Source organism: Streptomyces sp. NPDC054872 (assembly GCF_053610705.1).
The window spans coordinates 1-16,015 of record NZ_JBSGYY010000067.1 but is presented as its reverse complement, the minus strand read 5'-3'; the positions used below and the strand labels follow the sequence as shown (position 1 = coordinate 16,015).

Annotated in this window: 11 protein-coding genes and 1 pseudogene; 6 read left to right on the top strand and 6 right to left on the bottom strand. The window is 69.7% G+C overall.

Annotated features, from left to right (window positions below):
- The first annotated feature begins 139 nt into the window (after nt 1–139).
- The 4 genes from ACWGIH_RS42320 to ACWGIH_RS42305 all read left to right on the top strand — a co-directional run bounded on the left by ACWGIH_RS42320 (nt 140) and on the right by ACWGIH_RS42305 (nt 7,671).
- Nucleotides 140–2,482, top strand: coding sequence for a collagenase (locus ACWGIH_RS42320; protein WP_453442745.1), 2,343 nt, complete (start codon nt 140–142; stop codon nt 2,480–2,482).
- Between the two features lie 44 nt (nt 2,483–2,526).
- Complete coding sequence (bdeA, locus tag ACWGIH_RS42315; protein ID WP_453442744.1) at nt 2,527–3,537, top strand: bis(hydroxyethyl) terephthalate hydrolase; 1,011 nt, start codon at nt 2,527–2,529, stop codon at nt 3,535–3,537.
- A 183-nt stretch (nt 3,538–3,720) separates the two neighbouring features.
- Entirely contained in the window at nt 3,721–6,333 is a 2,613-nt protein-coding gene (locus ACWGIH_RS42310) for a LuxR C-terminal-related transcriptional regulator (RefSeq protein WP_453442742.1), read from the top strand.
- A 75-nt stretch (nt 6,334–6,408) separates the two neighbouring features.
- On the top strand, nt 6,409–7,671 hold the full coding sequence (locus ACWGIH_RS42305; RefSeq protein ID WP_453442741.1) for a PucR family transcriptional regulator: 1,263 nt from the start codon (nt 6,409–6,411) through the stop codon (nt 7,669–7,671).
- Between the two features lie 69 nt (nt 7,672–7,740).
- Here the strand turns inward: ACWGIH_RS42305 and ACWGIH_RS42300 are convergent, their stop codons facing one another.
- Nucleotides 7,741–9,186: a glyceraldehyde-3-phosphate dehydrogenase gene (locus tag ACWGIH_RS42300; RefSeq protein WP_453442739.1), complete on the bottom strand. Its 1,446-nt coding sequence runs from the start codon at nt 9,184–9,186 to the stop codon at nt 7,741–7,743.
- A gap of 95 nt (nt 9,187–9,281) precedes the next feature.
- Nucleotides 9,282–10,244: an SMP-30/gluconolactonase/LRE family protein gene (locus ACWGIH_RS42295; protein WP_453442738.1), complete on the bottom strand. Its 963-nt coding sequence runs from the start codon at nt 10,242–10,244 to the stop codon at nt 9,282–9,284.
- A gap of 263 nt (nt 10,245–10,507) precedes the next feature.
- Here ACWGIH_RS42295 and ACWGIH_RS42290 point away from each other — a divergent pair, with 263 nt between their 5' ends.
- Complete coding sequence (locus tag ACWGIH_RS42290; RefSeq protein WP_453442736.1) at nt 10,508–11,872, top strand: FAD-dependent oxidoreductase; 1,365 nt, start codon at nt 10,508–10,510, stop codon at nt 11,870–11,872.
- A gap of 135 nt (nt 11,873–12,007) precedes the next feature.
- Here ACWGIH_RS42290 and ACWGIH_RS42285 read toward each other — a convergent pair whose 3' ends face one another.
- The 4 genes and pseudogenes from ACWGIH_RS42285 to ACWGIH_RS42270 all read right to left on the bottom strand — a co-directional run bounded on the left by ACWGIH_RS42285 (nt 12,008) and on the right by ACWGIH_RS42270 (nt 15,333).
- On the bottom strand, nt 12,008–13,033 hold the full coding sequence (locus ACWGIH_RS42285) for a DUF6907 domain-containing protein (protein ID WP_453442734.1): 1,026 nt from the start codon (nt 13,031–13,033) through the stop codon (nt 12,008–12,010).
- A gap of 390 nt (nt 13,034–13,423) precedes the next feature.
- Nucleotides 13,424–13,636 carry a hypothetical protein gene (locus ACWGIH_RS42280; protein ID WP_453442733.1) on the bottom strand — a complete coding sequence of 71 codons (213 nt, stop codon included), beginning with the start codon at nt 13,634–13,636 and terminating at the stop codon, nt 13,424–13,426.
- A gap of 154 nt (nt 13,637–13,790) precedes the next feature.
- Nucleotides 13,791–14,293, bottom strand: a pseudogene (locus ACWGIH_RS42275) (hypothetical protein); the annotation flags it as partial.
- A 488-nt stretch (nt 14,294–14,781) separates the two neighbouring features.
- Complete coding sequence (locus ACWGIH_RS42270) at nt 14,782–15,333, bottom strand: hypothetical protein (protein WP_453442732.1); 552 nt, start codon at nt 15,331–15,333, stop codon at nt 14,782–14,784.
- A 396-nt stretch (nt 15,334–15,729) separates the two neighbouring features.
- On the opposite strand from ACWGIH_RS42270, the gene ACWGIH_RS42265 reads away from it, so the two are divergent.
- Entirely contained in the window at nt 15,730–15,900 is a 171-nt protein-coding gene (locus tag ACWGIH_RS42265; protein ID WP_453442731.1) for a hypothetical protein, read from the top strand.
- The last annotated feature ends 115 nt before the right edge of the window (nt 15,901–16,015 follow it).

The window sequence follows — 16,015 nt, the reverse complement described above, 5'->3', positions numbered from 1 at the left end:
TTCACATTACTACGTTACGCATCACATGGCGCACCCCGACCGCCTCAAGTGGCCCTGGCTGCACCGCGGTTGGGTCCAAGTGGCCCTGCGTCGTGCGCACGCACCGCTTGTCCCACCTCCCACACCTCAGGAGCCTGTCGTGCACCAGCCCCGTACCCTGCGCAGATCCGTGGTCGCCGCGGCGATATCCGTGACCTTGTGTGCCACCGCCGCACCGGCTGCCCAGGCCGGCGCCCCCGAACCCGCCCCGCGTGCGGCCACTCCCGCGACCGCCGCGCCCGCACCGGAGAAGCCGAGCCCCCTGGACCACGTCGACCGCCGCGCCAAGGCCCCGAAGTCCGCCACCTGGAAGGTCCCCGCCCCCGGTGGCCTCGCCGACGGGCGCGTCCCCGGCCCTCGCACGGACAAGGCGAGGCCCCAGTCCGATGTGCCTCGCGCCGCCGTCGGCGATGCGTCGGTTCCCTGCACCCTCGACGGGGTCACCGGTCTGGCACCCGCCCAGTTCGTCGAGTTCCTCGCCGACCCCGCCGTCACCGCCGACGTCTGTCTGCGCCGGCTCGTCTGGACCTGGGACCGACGCCTCGCACCGGTCATGTCGGGCGCGCACATCCAGGCCGTGTCCCAACGCGTCACCCAGCTCTCCGCGTCCCACGACGGCACCAACGGCAGCCACCTGCTCGAGATGTTCACCTACCTGCATGCCGTCTCCTACCAGGGCTTCTCGCACGACGAGGTCGACATCACCGACCCGGCGACCCTGGCCGCCATGCGAAGCGCCGTAGACGCCTTCGGGACGGCCGCCCACGCCTTCGACGTCACCCGCTCCAACGCCGAGACACTCCGCGAAGCGCTGACGGCAGCCAGTGCGGCCGGGCTGCGTCAGCATCAACTCCCGCTGGTGAAGAGGGTGCTGGCGACGATGGACGCCGCCCACCCCGACACCGCGCAGGACACCGGCTGGGCCGGCGCCGCCCTCTCCGCGCTCACCCTGAACTACCTCGGCGTCTACCCCGGCAACCAGGACACCGCCTTCCGTGCCGCGGTGGCCGCCGACCCCTCCTACCGCGCCGCCTTCCAGGCGTTCGCCGGGCACACCCACCTCAAGGGCACGCCCAACGCCTGGGTGGTGCGCGACGCGGTGAGCGAGTACGGCAGGTTCGGCCAGATCGACGCCCTGCGCACCGAGACCGTCGCCGCGCTCGGCCCGCTGCTGGACACCACCGCCCGCAACTTCGGCGACGGCAGCGCCCCGTGGGCGAAGGTCGTCACCTGGCTGATCGCGTTCGAGGCCTGCGAGCCGTACAAGGTGTGTAGGGACGACATCGAGCGCCGCCTCTTCCCCCGGACCTACGCGTACGACGCGGGCGGCATGAAAGTCCGCACCGCTCTCGACCGGGACACCGTCGACCAGCTCTACTACGCGAGCAAGCAGGTCAAGGCCCAGTTCCACCGCGTCGTCGGCACCCAGGAGCCGCTGGGCGGCGACCCCAACACGACCCTCACCACCGTTCTGTACGCCTCCCGCGCCGAATACGAGAACTTCCACCCGCTGCTGACGGGCATGGGCACCGACAACGGCGGCGTCTACATCGAGAAGGGCGCGACCTTCTACACCTACCAGCGGCGCGTCCCCCAGGACTCCTCGCTGACGCTCGAGGAACTGTTCCGCCACGAGTACACCCACTACCTCAACGGCCGCTGGGCCGTGCCCGGCTTCTTCGGTGAGGGGCCGTGGTACGAGGGCGACCGGACGACCGCGATGGACGAGGGCACAGCGGAATTCTTCGACGGCGCCACCCGCGACGACGGCATCAAGGTCCGCAAGTCCCTGATCCAGGGCATCATCGACGACACCGCGGGCGGCGGGCCGCGCATGACCGTGAACCAGCTGCTGCACGCCACCTACGACGGGGACGGCTTCCGCTTCTACGACTACGCGGGCGCGTTCTTCGAGTTCCTGTGGACCGAACGCCCGGCGCTGATCAAGGAGATGTACCGCCACCTGCGCGCCGACAACCCGAAGGCGTTCGACGCCTGGCGCGACCGCCTGGGCCGTGACGCCGGGCTGCAGAGCGCCTACGACGCCTTCCTCGACAAGCAGATCGCGCACGTCGACGACCTGTTCGTCCCCGACACCACGTACGTCCCCGTCGACCGGCTGCGCGACAGCACGGCCGGCCAGGTCCGCTCCTCGTTCGTCGCGACGACCGGCATCACGCCCGACTGCCGCTCCACCAAGGCGCCGGCCCGCCCGCGGTTCCTCTGCACCGGCCGGATCACCGCCAACCTCAGCGACGCCGCCGACCCCGACCTCGTCTTCAAGGACATGTCCGAGACCGTGGACGCCTACATCCTCGACCGCGCCGCGGGCGGCGACAACAACCTCACCGACATGAACTGCGCCTTCGGCGAGGTGGACATCTGGGCCGACGGCCGCGCCGGTACGTCCGCCTTCACCTGCGAGGGCCCTCTGCGCGGCTGACGCCCCGGGAAGGCAACCGCACCACGACACCGGTGATTTCGCCGATGTCGACACCCTGTCAGCACCGCCACGGTGGGGACCGCAACGAACACGGCGGTCTCCACCGGGGCGTACCTCCCTCTCCCGGGTGGCTCCGCCACGATCGAGAGGACCCCTCCGTGCGCCTGCACGTCTTCTCCCGCCCTGTGGCGCGGGCCTGTCTGGCCGCCGCGGTCGCCACCGCGGGACTCCTCGGCACCGGCCTCGCGCCCGGCGCCCAAGCCGCCGCCGACAACCCGTACGAGCGCGGCCCCGCCCCCACCAACTCCAGCATCGAGGCCTCGCGCGGTTCGTACGCCGTGTCGCAGACCAGCGTCTCGTCGCTTGGCGTCTCCGGCTTCGGCGGCGGCACCATCTACTACCCGACGTCCACCGCCGACGGGACCTTCGGCGCGGTCGTCATCTCCCCGGGCTTCACCGCGTACCAGTCGAGCATCGCCTGGCTCGGGCCGCGGCTCGCCTCCCAGGGCTTCGTGGTCTTCACCATCGACACCAACACGACGGTCGACCAGCCCGACAGCCGGGGACGCCAACTGCTCTCCGCGCTCGACTACTTGACGCAGAGCAGTTCGGTGCGGGGCCGCGTCGACGCCTCCCGGCTCGGCGTGATGGGGCACTCGATGGGCGGTGGCGGCACCCTGGAGGCCGCCAAGAGCCGCACCTCGCTGAAGGCGGCGATCCCGCTGACCGGCTGGAACACCGACAAGACGTGGCCCGAGCTGCGCACGCCCACCCTCGTCGTGGGAGCCGACGGTGACACCGTCGCCCCCGTGTCCTCCCACTCCGAGCCGTTCTACCAGTCGCTGCCCAGCACCCTGGACAAGGCGTACCTGGAGCTCAACGGCGCTTCCCACTTCACGCCGAACTCGTCCAACACGACGATCGCGAAGTACAGCCTTTCGTGGCTGAAGCGGTTCATCGACAACGACACCCGCTACGAGCAGTTCCTCTGCCCGCTGCCGAGGCCGAGCTCGACCATCGAGGAGTACCGGGGCAACTGCCCGCACACCTCCTGATCCTGATGGCCCGTCATGGGGGCCTGTCGTCCGTCGCCGGTCAGCCGGCGGCGGACGACGTGTGTCGTGCCCCGAAACCTGGATTGTGCTCGCGCACACCCGCGGGCCACAGCCGCTGGTGGCGTGCCCAACGCAGCGGACGCGGGGCTTCCGGGCTGTGTTACGCGGAAGTAACGTGCCGGCGTGACCCTTTCGACGACCGAACCCGGCGTACTCAGGGCCCCCGAGCTGCACGGCCGCCGTGCGGAAGTCGCCGCGGTGGAATCCCTGGTGCGGCGCCTGCGGGCCGGCCGGGGCGGGGTGCTCGCCCTCATCGCGCAGCCCGGACTCGGCCGCACCGCCCTCGTGGAGCATGCGCGGGCGATCTGCGCCCCGGTCCCCTCGGTTCAGCCGACCACCCCGGCAGCACTGCCGCTCTCGCAGGACGGCCCGCTCCTCGTATGTGTCGACGACGCGCACACCTGGCACCCCTCGGCCAGGACCGCCCTCCTGTCCGACCTGCGACGGCTGCCCGCCGACAGACCCGTGGCCGTCCTGCTCACCGTGGCCGAACACCACGCCATGGCAGCGGAGTTGTTCGGTCTCGCGACCCTGCGTCTCGGGCCGCTCGACGACAGCGCGGGCGCCGCCCTGCTCGACCGGCTGACCCGTGGCTCGGCCGACCCGGTCGTCGGAGCCTGGCTGATCCGCGAGGCGGCCGGCAATCCGCGGCTGCTCTCCGCGTTCGTCGCTGCCCTCACACCCGACCAGCTGGCCGGTCGCACCCCGCTGCCCGATCCGCTGCCCGGCGGGGAGGACGTACTCCACGACTTTGCCGCCCGCGTCGACGGGCTGCCCAGCGACACCCGCGCCCTGCTGCTGCTCGCCGCGGCGGCCGGTGAGCATGAAACCGAGGGCGCGGGCACGGACCTCGCCCTGTTGCTGCGGGCCGGCGGCGATCCCGCGGGTCTGGCGGCAGCCGAAGCCGCCGGCGCCGTTGTCGGAGCGGGCGGGCGCATCCACTTCACCCACCCCCTCCTGCGCCGGGCCGTGCTGCACGGCGCCCCGCTCGCCCGCCGCAGGGCCGCCCACGCCCGCCTGGCCACGGCCTGCCGCGACCGCCTCTCCTGCCTGGTACAACTCGCCTGCGCGGCGGAGGACCACGACGCGCGGCTCGCCGCATCCCTTGCCGCCACGGCGAGCGCGCCACGCCCGCACGCCGAGCGATCCGCCGCCCTGGCCCGGGCCGCGGCGCTCACCGCCGACACGGCGCTGCGCACCGACCGGCTTGCCGAGGCGGCGGAAGCGGCCCGGCAGGCAGGTGACCCGGTGCGGGCCCGTGCCCTGCTCGCCCGCACCGCCGGCGCACCCGCCCACGGCGGTGTCCACCAGGTGCGCGGACTCCTGACCCTGGCCGACGGGCCGGCCGCCGACGCCAGGGAGGCCCTGCTCACCGCGGCCGTGCTGCTCCCGCCCGAACCGGCCCGCCACGCGCTGATCGGCGCGGCGGAGGCGGCCTGGGCGATGGGCGACGCCGCCGCCTACAGGGAGGCGATGGCGCGCGTCCCCGTGTGCGCCGACGACCCCTTGCTCGAGGCGTACCGCGCCGGGATGTGCGCGGTCCTCTCGGGCCGCATCGCCGAAGGCCACGCTCTGCTGCGCCGCTGCCTGGACGAATTGCCCCGGACGGACGAGCCGGCCGGGCTGCTGCGCGCCGGGGCCGCCGCGCTGGTCGTCGGCGAGGTCGAGACCGCCTGCGGAGCGGGTGCCCGCGCGCTGGCCGCCGTACGCGCCTACGGTCCTGAGGTCCTGCTGCCGCGCGCCCTGGAACACCTGGCCTACGGAGAGCTGCGTGCGGGCCGGCACACCACGGCCCGGGCGCACGCCCTGGAAGGGATCAGGGCAGCGCACCGCACCGGGCAGCCCAACGTCGCCGCCTGTCTGCACGCCGTCCTCGCGCTCGCCGCGTCCGTGGAGGGCGACGCGGAGGTGTGCGCCGGGCACGCGCAGGCCGCGGCGGCGGGCGCGGGTCCGCACGGTCTCAATCAGGCCGCCACCCTCGCCGTCTGGGCCGTCGCCCGGGCGGACCTGGCGGCGGGGCGACCGGGTGACGCGGCAGCCCGCCTCGCACCCCTGGTCGCCCCGGGACTCCGGCGCGGGCACTTCGCCGTGCGGATGCTGGCCGTCCCCTGCTTCGTGGAAGCGGCCGTCCAGGCAGGGCGCACGGCTGAAGCACGCAGCGCCACAGCCGAGTTCACCCGCTGGACCGAGGCCACCGCGGACCGGCTCGCCCCGGCTCAACTCGCGCGCTGCCGAGCCCTGCTGGCCCCGCCGCAGCAGACGGCCGCCGCGTACGAGAGCGCGCTCGCGCACCACGACCGCTCACCCGGCGAGTTCGAACGCGCCCGTACGCAGCTGCTGTTCGGCCAGTGGCTGCGTCGCAGACGCCGTACCCGCGAGGCGCGCGGTCCGCTGCGCGACGCGCTGGTCGGCTTCGAGCGGTGCGGGGCACGCGCGTGGGCGGACCGCAGCCGCGGTGAACTCCGCGCCGCGGGCGAGGCGGTGGCCGGGGAGCCGGGGCCGGGACCGCTGGCCGCGCTGACCCCGCAGCAGCAGCGCATCGCCCGTCATGTGGCGGAGGGAGCCACCAACCGTGAGGTGGCGGTGCGCCTGTCGGTGAGCCACCGCACCGTCGACCACCACCTGCGCAATGTCTTCTCCGCACTGGGCGTACGCTCCCGCGTCGAGCTGTCCCGGCTCCTCGCCGGCGACGGAGGGTTGCCGGACCGTGATGAGGAGATTGCCGCCAACCTCTAGGTACCGACCGGGCGGTATGCCATTCTTCGGGCGTCAAGAAGATCCGGCAGTGCGCACACTTCCCGTGGAGGCCTCATGCCACACGTCCTGCGGTCACGGGTCGGGCCCCTGCACGAAGTGCCCGCCCTCGCCCCGCTCGCACCGGGCGCCCGTTCCCTGCTCGACGCCGAGGCCGTCGCCGTACTGCACCGTGCGGCCCGCGCCCTGCTGAGGGATCTGCCCACGATGACCGACCGGCTCGTGGCGGAGCTGCGCGAACAGGAGCCCGCCTACCGCGCGGACATCGAGGCCCGCCCCACCGAGGTGTGGCAGGAGGTGCACCGCTCGCTGCGGTACAGCGTCACCTCGCTCCTCCAGCCGGGGGAGACCAGGGAGGCGGCCCACCGCACGTCCGTCCAGATCGCCGGCGTACGCGCCGAACGGGGCCTGCCGCTCGACGCGCTCCTTCACGCCTTCCGGCTCGGCGGTGCGATGGTGTGGCAGGGCCTGGTCGAGGAGGTCTCGCGCGGCAACCCCGACGACATGGGACTGCTCATCCATGTCGCCACGGACGTCTGGAACTTCGTCGACGAACACTGCGGTGTGGTGGCCGACGCCTACCGCCGCACCGAGCGCCGCATGGCCTGGCGGCACGAGAACCGTATGCGGCTGCTGACCGCGAGCCTCCTGGACGGCAGCGCCCGCCTCACCGACCTGCCCACCGCCGCCGACGTCCTGGGGCTGCCCGAGGACGGGTGGTACGCCGTGATCGCCGTGGCCGGAGAGGACACCGGCCTCACCCTGCCGCCGGGGACGCGGACGCTGCGCCACTCCGGCCCTGACGCCCACTACGCCCTGGTCCTGCTCGGTGACGCCGAGGGCGATCCGGCGGCCGAACTGTCCGCGCTCGGCGCCGGTCTCGCCCTGCCGCCCGGAGCCCGCGCCGGCATCGGCTCACCCGTGGAGGGACTGGCCGCCGTCCCGCACGCGCGCCGCCTCGCCGACACGGCGCTGCGGGCCTGCCCCCGCAGCGGCGGCACCGTACTCCTCGACGAACGTCTGCCGGACGCCCTGGTCGTCTCCTCACCCGAGCTCGCGGAGGCGCTCGAAGAGCGGGTGCTCGGTCCGCTGCGCTCACTCGATCCCGCCGACCGGGACCTCCTCCTCGACACGCTCGTCGTCTGGCTGGAGGCCGACGGCTCCGCGCAGCGTGCGGGCACCCGGCTCTACTGCCACCGCAACACCGTCCTCAACCGGCTGCGCCGCGTCGAGCAGTTGACCGGCCGCAGTCTCACCCGGGTCGGCGACCTCGTGGAGATCTCGCTCGCTCTGGGCGCCCGCAGGCTCCTCGGCGGGTGACCGCGCAACAGCGGCGGGGGCGGCAGGGAAAGTCCCTTGCCGCCCCCGCCGGAGGTTGTGGTGCCCGGATCAGACCACCGGCACCGGGTACGTCGGGTACTCCACGCCGGAGACGTGCTGCACGACGCGGATCACCTGGCACGAGTAGCCGAACTCGTTGTCGTACCAGAGGTAGAGGATCGCGTTGTCGCCGTCGACCTTGGTGGCGCCCGCGTCGACGATCGAGGCGTGCCGCGAGCCGACGAAGTCCATGGAGACGGCGTCGGGAGCGGTCGTGAAGTCGATCTGTCGCTTCAGCGGCGAGTGCAGCGAGACGTCGCGGAGGTGCTCGAGTACCTCTTCGCGGGTGGTCTCGCGGCCCAGACGCAGGCTCAGGATGGCGATCGAGACGTCCGGAACGGGGACGCGGATCGAGCTGCCGGTGATGGGCGCCTTGAGGTCGGGCAGCGCCTTGGCGACGGCGGAGGCGGCGCCGGTCTCGGTGATGACCATGTTCAGCGGCGCGGAGCGGCCGCGGCGGTCGGCCTTGTGGAAGTTGTCCAGGAGGTTCTGGTCGTTGGTGAACGAGTGGACGGTCTCGACATGGCCGCGCAGCACGCCGTACTCGTCGGCCATGGCCTTCAGGGGCGGCACGATCGCGTTCGTGGTGCAGGAGGCGCAGGACAGGATCTGCTCGTCCGGCTTGATCGTGTCGTGGTTGACGCCGTGCACGATGTTCGGGACGTCGCCCTTGCCCGGCGCGGTCAGGACGACCTTGTCGATACCGGGGCGCAGGTGCTGGGAGAGCCCCTCGCGGTCGCGCCACTTGCCGGTGTTGTCGATGAGGATGGCGTCCTTGATGCCGTACGCCGTGTAGTCGACCTCGGAGGGGTCGTTGGCGTAGATCACCTTGATCTCGTTGCCGTTGGCGATGATCGTGCCGGCCGCCTCGTCGACGGTGATCGTGCCCTGGAACTGGCCGTGGATGGAGTCACGGCGCAGCAGCGAGGCGCGCTTGACGATGTCCTGCTCGCCGCCCTTGCGCACGACGACGGCCCGCAGGCGCAGTCCGTTGCCCGAACCGGCCTTCTCGATGAGCAGGCGGGCGACGAGGCGGCCGATGCGGCCGAAGCCGTAGAGGACGACGTCGCGTCCCTCGCGGCTCTCGATCTTGTTGGCGCCCGTGGCGCCGGCGACGGCCTCAGCGGTGAACTCCGCCACCGACAAACCGCGGTCGTCGGTCCTGTACGCCTCAGCGAGCAGGCCGACGTCGATCTGCGAAGGGCCGAGATCGAGCGTGGTGAGGGCCTGCAGGAACGGCAGCGTCTCGGTGACGGAGAGTTCCTCACCGGCGATCTGCCGGGCGAATCGGTGGGTCTTGAGGAGGCTGACCACCGACTTGTTCACCAAGGAGCGGCTGTGGAGCAGGACGGTGACGTCCCGCTCGCGGTGCAGCTTCCCGATGATCGGGATCATCGACTCCGCGATCTCCTCGCGGTGCTTCCAATTGGTGAACGAGTCGTCATTGACAGTCACAGGAGTATCTTTCGAGCTAGGCGGCGCTCATATGCTAACCCGACACTACTTTTGATCTTGCAATGGGTGCCGCCTGCCCGTGCTGCGGGGGGAAATCAGAGGGGAACGGCCACAGCGTTGAACGTCGTCCCGGGCTCCTGCGGGCTGGTGAAGCGGGCGTTGACCAGATAGAGGCGCTCGCCCCAGCGGGCCGCGGTGGTGGGGACGTCGAAGCGGGGATCGGTGATCGTGCGGCGCAGGGTGGCGGTGCCTGCCTCGGCGTCGAGGTGGAACACGCTGATCAGGTTCAGCCGGTTCTGTACGACGTACAGGGTGCGGCCGACGCGGAGGAGGCCGTCGCCGTTGACCACGTTGTCGGCGCCCACCAGCGTGATCTCGTCGGCGTAACCCGTCTTGAGGTGTACCCGATAGAGCTTTCCGGGCGAGCTGCTGACGACGATCAGCCCTCGGCCGTCCGGTGTGCCGACGAGGCCGTTCGCGTTGATCACGTCCGGCGTCTGTATCCAATCGCCGCCGAGCGGCAGCGCGCGCACCGTGCCCTTGCGGCCGCGTGGCACCCCGTAGAGCACGCTGTCGCGCGAGTCGGTGAACCAGGCGCGGTCGCCGAGCAGCGTGACGTCGTTGATGAAGTGACCGGGGGCCTCCGTCAGCTGGTAGGTGGCCACGAGCTTGCGAGTGCGGGTGTCGAGGACCCGGGCCACCCCGGTGTTTCCGGCGATGTAGAGCAGGCCGTCGTCGTCCACCTTCAGGCCGACCGCGATCATGCCGGCCGCCCCCGCGTAGAAGACCTCGCCCTGGCCGGTGCGCAGGTCGGTGCGGTACACGGCGCCGTTGGCGCGCGAGCCCATGTAGGCGTACGGCTGCTTTCTGCCGATGGTGATCCCCTCGGGCAGGAAGCCGTCGGGGAGCGGGAACTCGGTGGGCCAGGTGGCGCTGTGCGGGGCGGTGGCTGCGGCGGCTGTTCCGGCGCCGGTCGCCACCGTGAGTGCGGCGAGGGTGGCGCCGCCGAGGACGGTGCGCCGGGAGGGCTGGGGGTGGTTCCGGTGATCACGGGTCATGTTCCGGGCCTCCGTGGAGAGCGGGGATGGGAGCCTCAACTGATCAACTCTGTTGTGTGTGGGGCGTGTTGACAACGAGGCGGCCGTGTCCCGGGTTCCCTGGCGTCCCGCTCGCGCGTGCGACCTGCGACTCAAACCATCCCTTCGCGAACCCATAAGCCGCCCTTATGAGGTCATAGGTCAAGGCCGGGTACCAACTTAGGATTGCCTTAGTTTAGGCTTCCCCACGAGCCCCACGTCTTCGCTCGAAGGGAAACCTGATCATGTCTCGCCCTCTGCGGGTAGCCGTTGTCGGAGCCGGTCCGGCCGGCATCTACGCCGCCGACGCGCTGCTGAAATCCGCAGTGGCGGTCGAGCCCGGTGTGTCGATCGACCTCTTCGAGCGGATGCCCGCGCCCTTCGGCCTCATCCGCTACGGCGTCGCCCCCGACCACCCCCGGATCAAGGGCATCATCACGGCCCTGCATCAGGTCCTGGACAAGCCTCAGATCCGCTTCTTCGGCAATGTCGACTACCCGAACGACATCGACCTCGACGACCTCCGCAGCTTCTACGACGCGGTGATCTTCTCCACCGGCGCGACGGCCGACCGGGCGCTCGACATCCCCGGCATCGACCTCGACGGCTCGTACGGCGCCGCTGACTTCGTCTCCTGGTACGACGGGCACCCGGACGTGGCGCGCACCTGGCCGCTCGACGCGGAGAAGGTCGCCGTCCTCGGCGTCGGCAACGTGGCCCTGGACGTGGCCCGCATCCTGGCCAAGACCGCGGAAGAGCTCCTGCCGACCGAGATTCCGCCGAACGTCCACGAGGGCCTCAAGGCCAACAAGGCGCTGGAGGTCCACGTCTTCGGGCGTCGCGGTCCCGCGCAGGCCAAGTTCAGCCCGATGGAGCTGCGGGAGCTCGACCACTCCCCGAACATCGAGGTCATCGTCGACCCCGAGGACATCGACTACGACGACGGCTCGATCGCGACCCGGCGCGGCAACAAGCAGGCCGACATGGTGGCCAAGACGCTGGAGAACTGGGCCATCCGCGATATCGGCGAGCGCCCTCACAAGCTGTTCCTGCACTTCTTCGAGTCCCCGACCGAGATCCTCGGCGAGGACGGCAAGGTCGTGGGCCTGCGCACCGAGCGCACCGCCCTCGACGGCACCGGCAACGTCAAGGGGACCGGCGAGTTCAAGGACTGGGACCTCGGCGCCGTCTACCGCGCCGTGGGCTACCTCTCCGACGAGCTGCCCAAGCTGCCCTGGGACGTCGCCTCGGGCACGGTGCCGGACAAGGCCGGCCGCGTCATCGAGGAGACCGGCGAGCACCTGCAGTCCACGTACGTCACCGGCTGGATCCGCCGCGGCCCCGTGGGCCTGATCGGCCACACCAAGGGCGACGCCAACGAGACGGTCGCCAGCCTCATCGACGACCACACGAACGCCCGTCTGCACACGCCCACCGCCCCCGACCCGGCAGCCGTCGAGTCCTTCCTCAGCGAGCGGAACGTCCGCTTCACCACGTGGGAGGGCTGGTACCGCCTGGACGCCGCGGAGAAGGCGCTCGGCGTGGCCGAGGAGCGCGAGCGCGTGAAGATCGTCGAGCGCGAGGCCATGATCGAGGCGAGCGGGGCCTGAGGCGCCTCATCCGCGTCTCGTGTGAGCGACGGCGCCCACCGCGAGGGGCGCGAGGAGCCAGACGCGAACCAGGGCGCCGTATCTGTGTCGATGGCAGACGGCGCCCTGGCCTTTCATGGCGGGTGAGTCAGTGGCTCACGCCGCTGCCTGCCCCCTCAGCCATGAGAGCGGCTGTGGCGGGGTCCCCGCCTGTCGGAGCTCGACACCGTCGTGGACGGTCAGCTCCCGCTGTGCCTCGTGGATCTCTGCCAACAGATGCTTCACCCGGTTTTCCAGGCAAGGGCCGGCGGTTCCCCTAGGCACCGTCACCCAGACCGGCCCGCCTTGCCGCGTGTCGCCGACGGCGTGACCGAAGAAGTCCTTGGCGTCGCCTTGGTGTTCCACGATCCGCACGCCGCAGTAGCCGACCAACTCCTGCAGTGATGTGACGGCTTCCGGACGGGCGTACTCGCGTCCCTGGCCGATGAACTCACTCAGGCGCGCCCGCAGGCGGTCGGCCTCGTCGAAGGTCATCTCCACGTGGTGCCACTTCTGGGTGGTGCCGATGGTGAGGTCGATCTGAGGGAGCGGAGCATGCGGCATGTGCTCCATGACAAGGTCGAGCGTCTCTGCCTCCCGCCCGTACTTGGTGTGGACCACCGGATGGAGCCCCAACTCCATGCCGTTCTCCTCCGTGGCATGGAACTGGTCGACGATAAGCCCGCTCACGCTGTGTTCCTCCTGGTCCCGGTACTGGCACCAAGGCGGACAGGGGGCGACGAGTTCAAGTGGGTGAGTGGCGTCCGGGTAGAGGTCGACGGCTTCGGCAGCACCGCCCAGGATGACGGCCTCGAACCGGTGCCGCAGCCCTCGAAGCCGCAGGGCGAAGTTCTCCAGGCTGGTGATGAACGACCCCAAGGCAGAGAGGTCCAGTTCACCATTACCGTCGACGGCCGACAGCCACAGACGGGGCTGCTCGCCGCGCGCTTCCTCGTCGTGCCCGAGACCGATCTGCACGGACAGCAAGGGGACTTCGAGGCTCGGGCTCATCTCTGCAGGGGCAGGCAGACGCACCGGGGCGCTGACATGACTCCCGACTGCCTCCGCGTGTGCCTCGCGAGCGCACCAGGCGGGGCACTCGTGCCCGGTGGGGTGCAGGGGCAGAACTGTCGTGGTGGACATGGTGTCTCCTTTGTCTGGGAGTGGCTTCCTGTCCAGCAGTTTCGACCCCTCTCATGGGCATCACGCCCTAAACTCGCAAAATGGGTATTCGGCCCGTTCGTCCAGGTCAGGCTGGTGCCAGCAGCAGCGAGGCAGCCCAACATGCCATCGCGCCGTGGGCAGTTGTTGCTGTTACCGGGCTCCCGGCCGTGGTGGCGGCGACAGTCCAGGCGACGGACTGCGACTGGCGTAGGGGGAACCCTTGACTCTGGTTGAGGAGTTAGACCACGGAATAGCCACAATTGCGGCATCGGTGCTGGCGCATGCCGCAGACGGGCTCCTGGGTGTGCCGGCGTACGTCCTCCTTGATGTCAGGCGTTTATGCCAGCAGGTGTGTGCCTACCCCACTGTTCAATCGCCCGAGTGGCCCCAGAAGTGAATCTCTTGGGGGTTGCCCTCGCTGTCGTGCAGCACTGCGCAGCGCCCGATCCATCGCGACCGGGGGAAGACATCGAAGTCTTTGACGTGCCCGCGCGTGAGTTTGTCAGTACCCAGCAGCTCGCGCGCTTCCTCGACCGTCACGGGTTCCACGGTGTTGTAGTCCGGAGTCTCGCCGAATTCCACGAAGCGGAAAATGTCCAGGATCGAGTGTGTGCCTGCCTCCTGGACAAGCTCGTCCTCCCACAGTTCCTCCAGCGAGTGAGGCCGCGGTTCTGGCTCCTCCGCCGGTCGCCAGTCTCCGCCATTGACCCAGTAGTAGTCCCACCCCGACGCCCCATCAGCCCTCAATTCCCTTCTGTCTCACCACAACGGCGGAAGTTAGCAGCTGGGTCTGACATCCCGGCCCGCGCATGGAAGGCTTGGATGCCTTGCTAACGCTGGTCGGAATCTCATAGACGATCTCGCATGAGGGGGAGGCCACCACGATGTCCGCCGTCTCCACGGTTGAGCTTCGTTTCTGTAGTACGTCCAGCGGATTTGCGTGACGATTCCCGCCTTTGGATGCGCAGGAGCGATCCCTGCACGGTGGTCAGCTGCCTCGGTGCTGGCTGCTCCACGGCGTGGCTGACGGTGTTCCGATCTCGGCGATGCGGTTCACGAGGCCCGCCCCAGCGTGCGGGCCTCCCTAAGGGACGACGAGAGTGTGGCGAGTGGGCTCGTGGGGCTCCCAGCTCGTCGACAACTGAACCGGCTTGCAGGCGGCGAGGTCTCGTAGGCGATGCGGACGCACAGCTCACCGTCGGCAGTGCCAAGGCGCGTGGCGACCTCAGGCGGCTCCGGGCCTATGGCATTGATATCCCACACGAGGTGGGGCACCTCCCCCTGGCCGGGTCCAGAGGCAAGCCTTGCTGTCTCAGCACCGACGACAGCAATGGCCGCATACCCCGCTTGGCGGACAAGATCGAGGCGGTACAACTGCGTAGGCGGCCGAACTGTTGGAGCAGTCGCTGGAAGAACCTTGTGCCGAGGATACGGACTGGAGGTGCCGCGCCTTCTGGCGATGGACCTGACGTGAGCTTCGCGGAGACGCTCGCGTAGCCACCAGCCGCGGGTACCCGTCGGGGGCGAGCGCAACATCACTCGGTGGGACATGGCTACACGCTTTCCAACTGGGGTGGTGGGGTGAGGGGCGTCGTTCGGAGGCGTTCACCTGGGTTCACGGGTGGCCGACGCGTCGGGTCATCTGGGCGTGCGGTCCCCTTTGAACGGCCGTGAACTGTGCTGCACGAGACGGAAACTGAGACGGTGAGGCCGGGCCGAGTGCTTGATCACTGACCTAGGGCTTCGGTGTTCTTAGCGATCAGGTCGAGCTTGGCGACGACCGTCTCTCGATCCAGCGCCATACCTTGGATCACGTCGAGATCAATCACGTAGGTCAGAGGCTCGACAGGCCCTCCAGGGCCTGTCGACCTGACCGTTACCGTGTATTGCCGTGGGAGATCGGTTTTCTCGAGGTAGCGTGGGCCGAAGGAGAAGTACCACTCCAGACGCCGACGCGGCGGCAGGTGGGGAATCTTGCGTTCGATAGCCCGAGCAATCTTCTCATCCCAGTCGCTTCGTTCGCCTCCCTTGAGGGGCGGTGTGATGCTTAGCTCGACGTCGCGTGCGACGGTGGGGCCCACGTTCTCTACGGTGAACACCAGGAGGCCAGAACCATCCGCGCGCGGTTGAATATCGGCAACCACATAGGGCTCGGTGGCCTCCTTGCGTACGCGTTCGCCGAGCTCCAATTGTCTGCGGCTGTAGATCGCTTGTAGACGGGCGTAGACCAGTGCAGCGATGCTGATCAACACGGCAGTGACAGCGATGGCGTTGCTCATGGTCGGAGAGTACAAGCGGGCACCGACACCGATGGCGCTGGTTGATCCAGGCCTCTGGCGTCTCGCAGCCGTTTCCTGAGGCGATAGCGGAGTCCTGCGCCGCGCCCGTGAAGTGAACATCGGGCAGCAGGTCTGGCCAGCTCAGACAGGTGTTGAACACCTCGACCCTAACTCCGGCGGCTTCCCAATCATGTTCGGTGTTATCCCCCTGACGTGAGAGAGCGCAAGGGTGGAGATCGGACACACCCCGACAGTCTTTGTGATCTAGGGGTTACCTTTCTTGCTTCTTGCTCGATACTCGAAGAAGTCCACCTCGGACACGCGAAAGCCCCAGCTCATTGCCTGCGAAGCTCAAGCCGGGGCTTTCGATCAGCACTCACAGTGGAGTACTTGCCTATGTACACCTTCCCGCCCCCAGATCTCGATAACCGTCCTGCCATGGGTTGGCCGGAGGCCATGGTCAACATCGTGGTGATCGGAATCTTCGCTGCCGTGATCTTCACGGGGTTGCTCCCCGTAGAAGCTTTAGCCTTTTCAGTGGCGATTCACCTGGGACGAATCAGCTAGTTCCTCAAAGAGAACGGTGGAACACTCAAGACTCGTCGACCCGGACGAAGTGTCCGGGGGCCACAGTCGTGGGGTGGTCTCGGGGGGGCGGAACCCCCGCGTCAACCGGCGCAGG

Excerpts from the sequence above, each read along its gene's own strand:
- ACWGIH_RS42270 (WP_453442732.1), bottom strand. The coding sequence starts at position 15,333 with ATGAGCAACGCCATCGCTGTCACTGCCGTGTTGATCAGCATCGCTGCA.
- ACWGIH_RS42305 (WP_453442741.1), top strand. The coding sequence starts at position 6,409 with ATGCCACACGTCCTGCGGTCACGGGTCGGGCCCCTGCACGAAGTGCCC.
- ACWGIH_RS42295 (WP_453442738.1), bottom strand. The coding sequence starts at position 10,244 with ATGACCCGTGATCACCGGAACCACCCCCAGCCCTCCCGGCGCACCGTC.
- bdeA (WP_453442744.1), top strand. The coding sequence starts at position 2,527 with ATGTCGACACCCTGTCAGCACCGCCACGGTGGGGACCGCAACGAACAC.
- ACWGIH_RS42290 (WP_453442736.1), top strand. The coding sequence starts at position 10,508 with ATGTCTCGCCCTCTGCGGGTAGCCGTTGTCGGAGCCGGTCCGGCCGGC.
- ACWGIH_RS42265 (WP_453442731.1), top strand. The coding sequence starts at position 15,730 with ATGTACACCTTCCCGCCCCCAGATCTCGATAACCGTCCTGCCATGGGT.
- ACWGIH_RS42285 (WP_453442734.1), bottom strand. The coding sequence starts at position 13,033 with ATGTCCACCACGACAGTTCTGCCCCTGCACCCCACCGGGCACGAGTGC.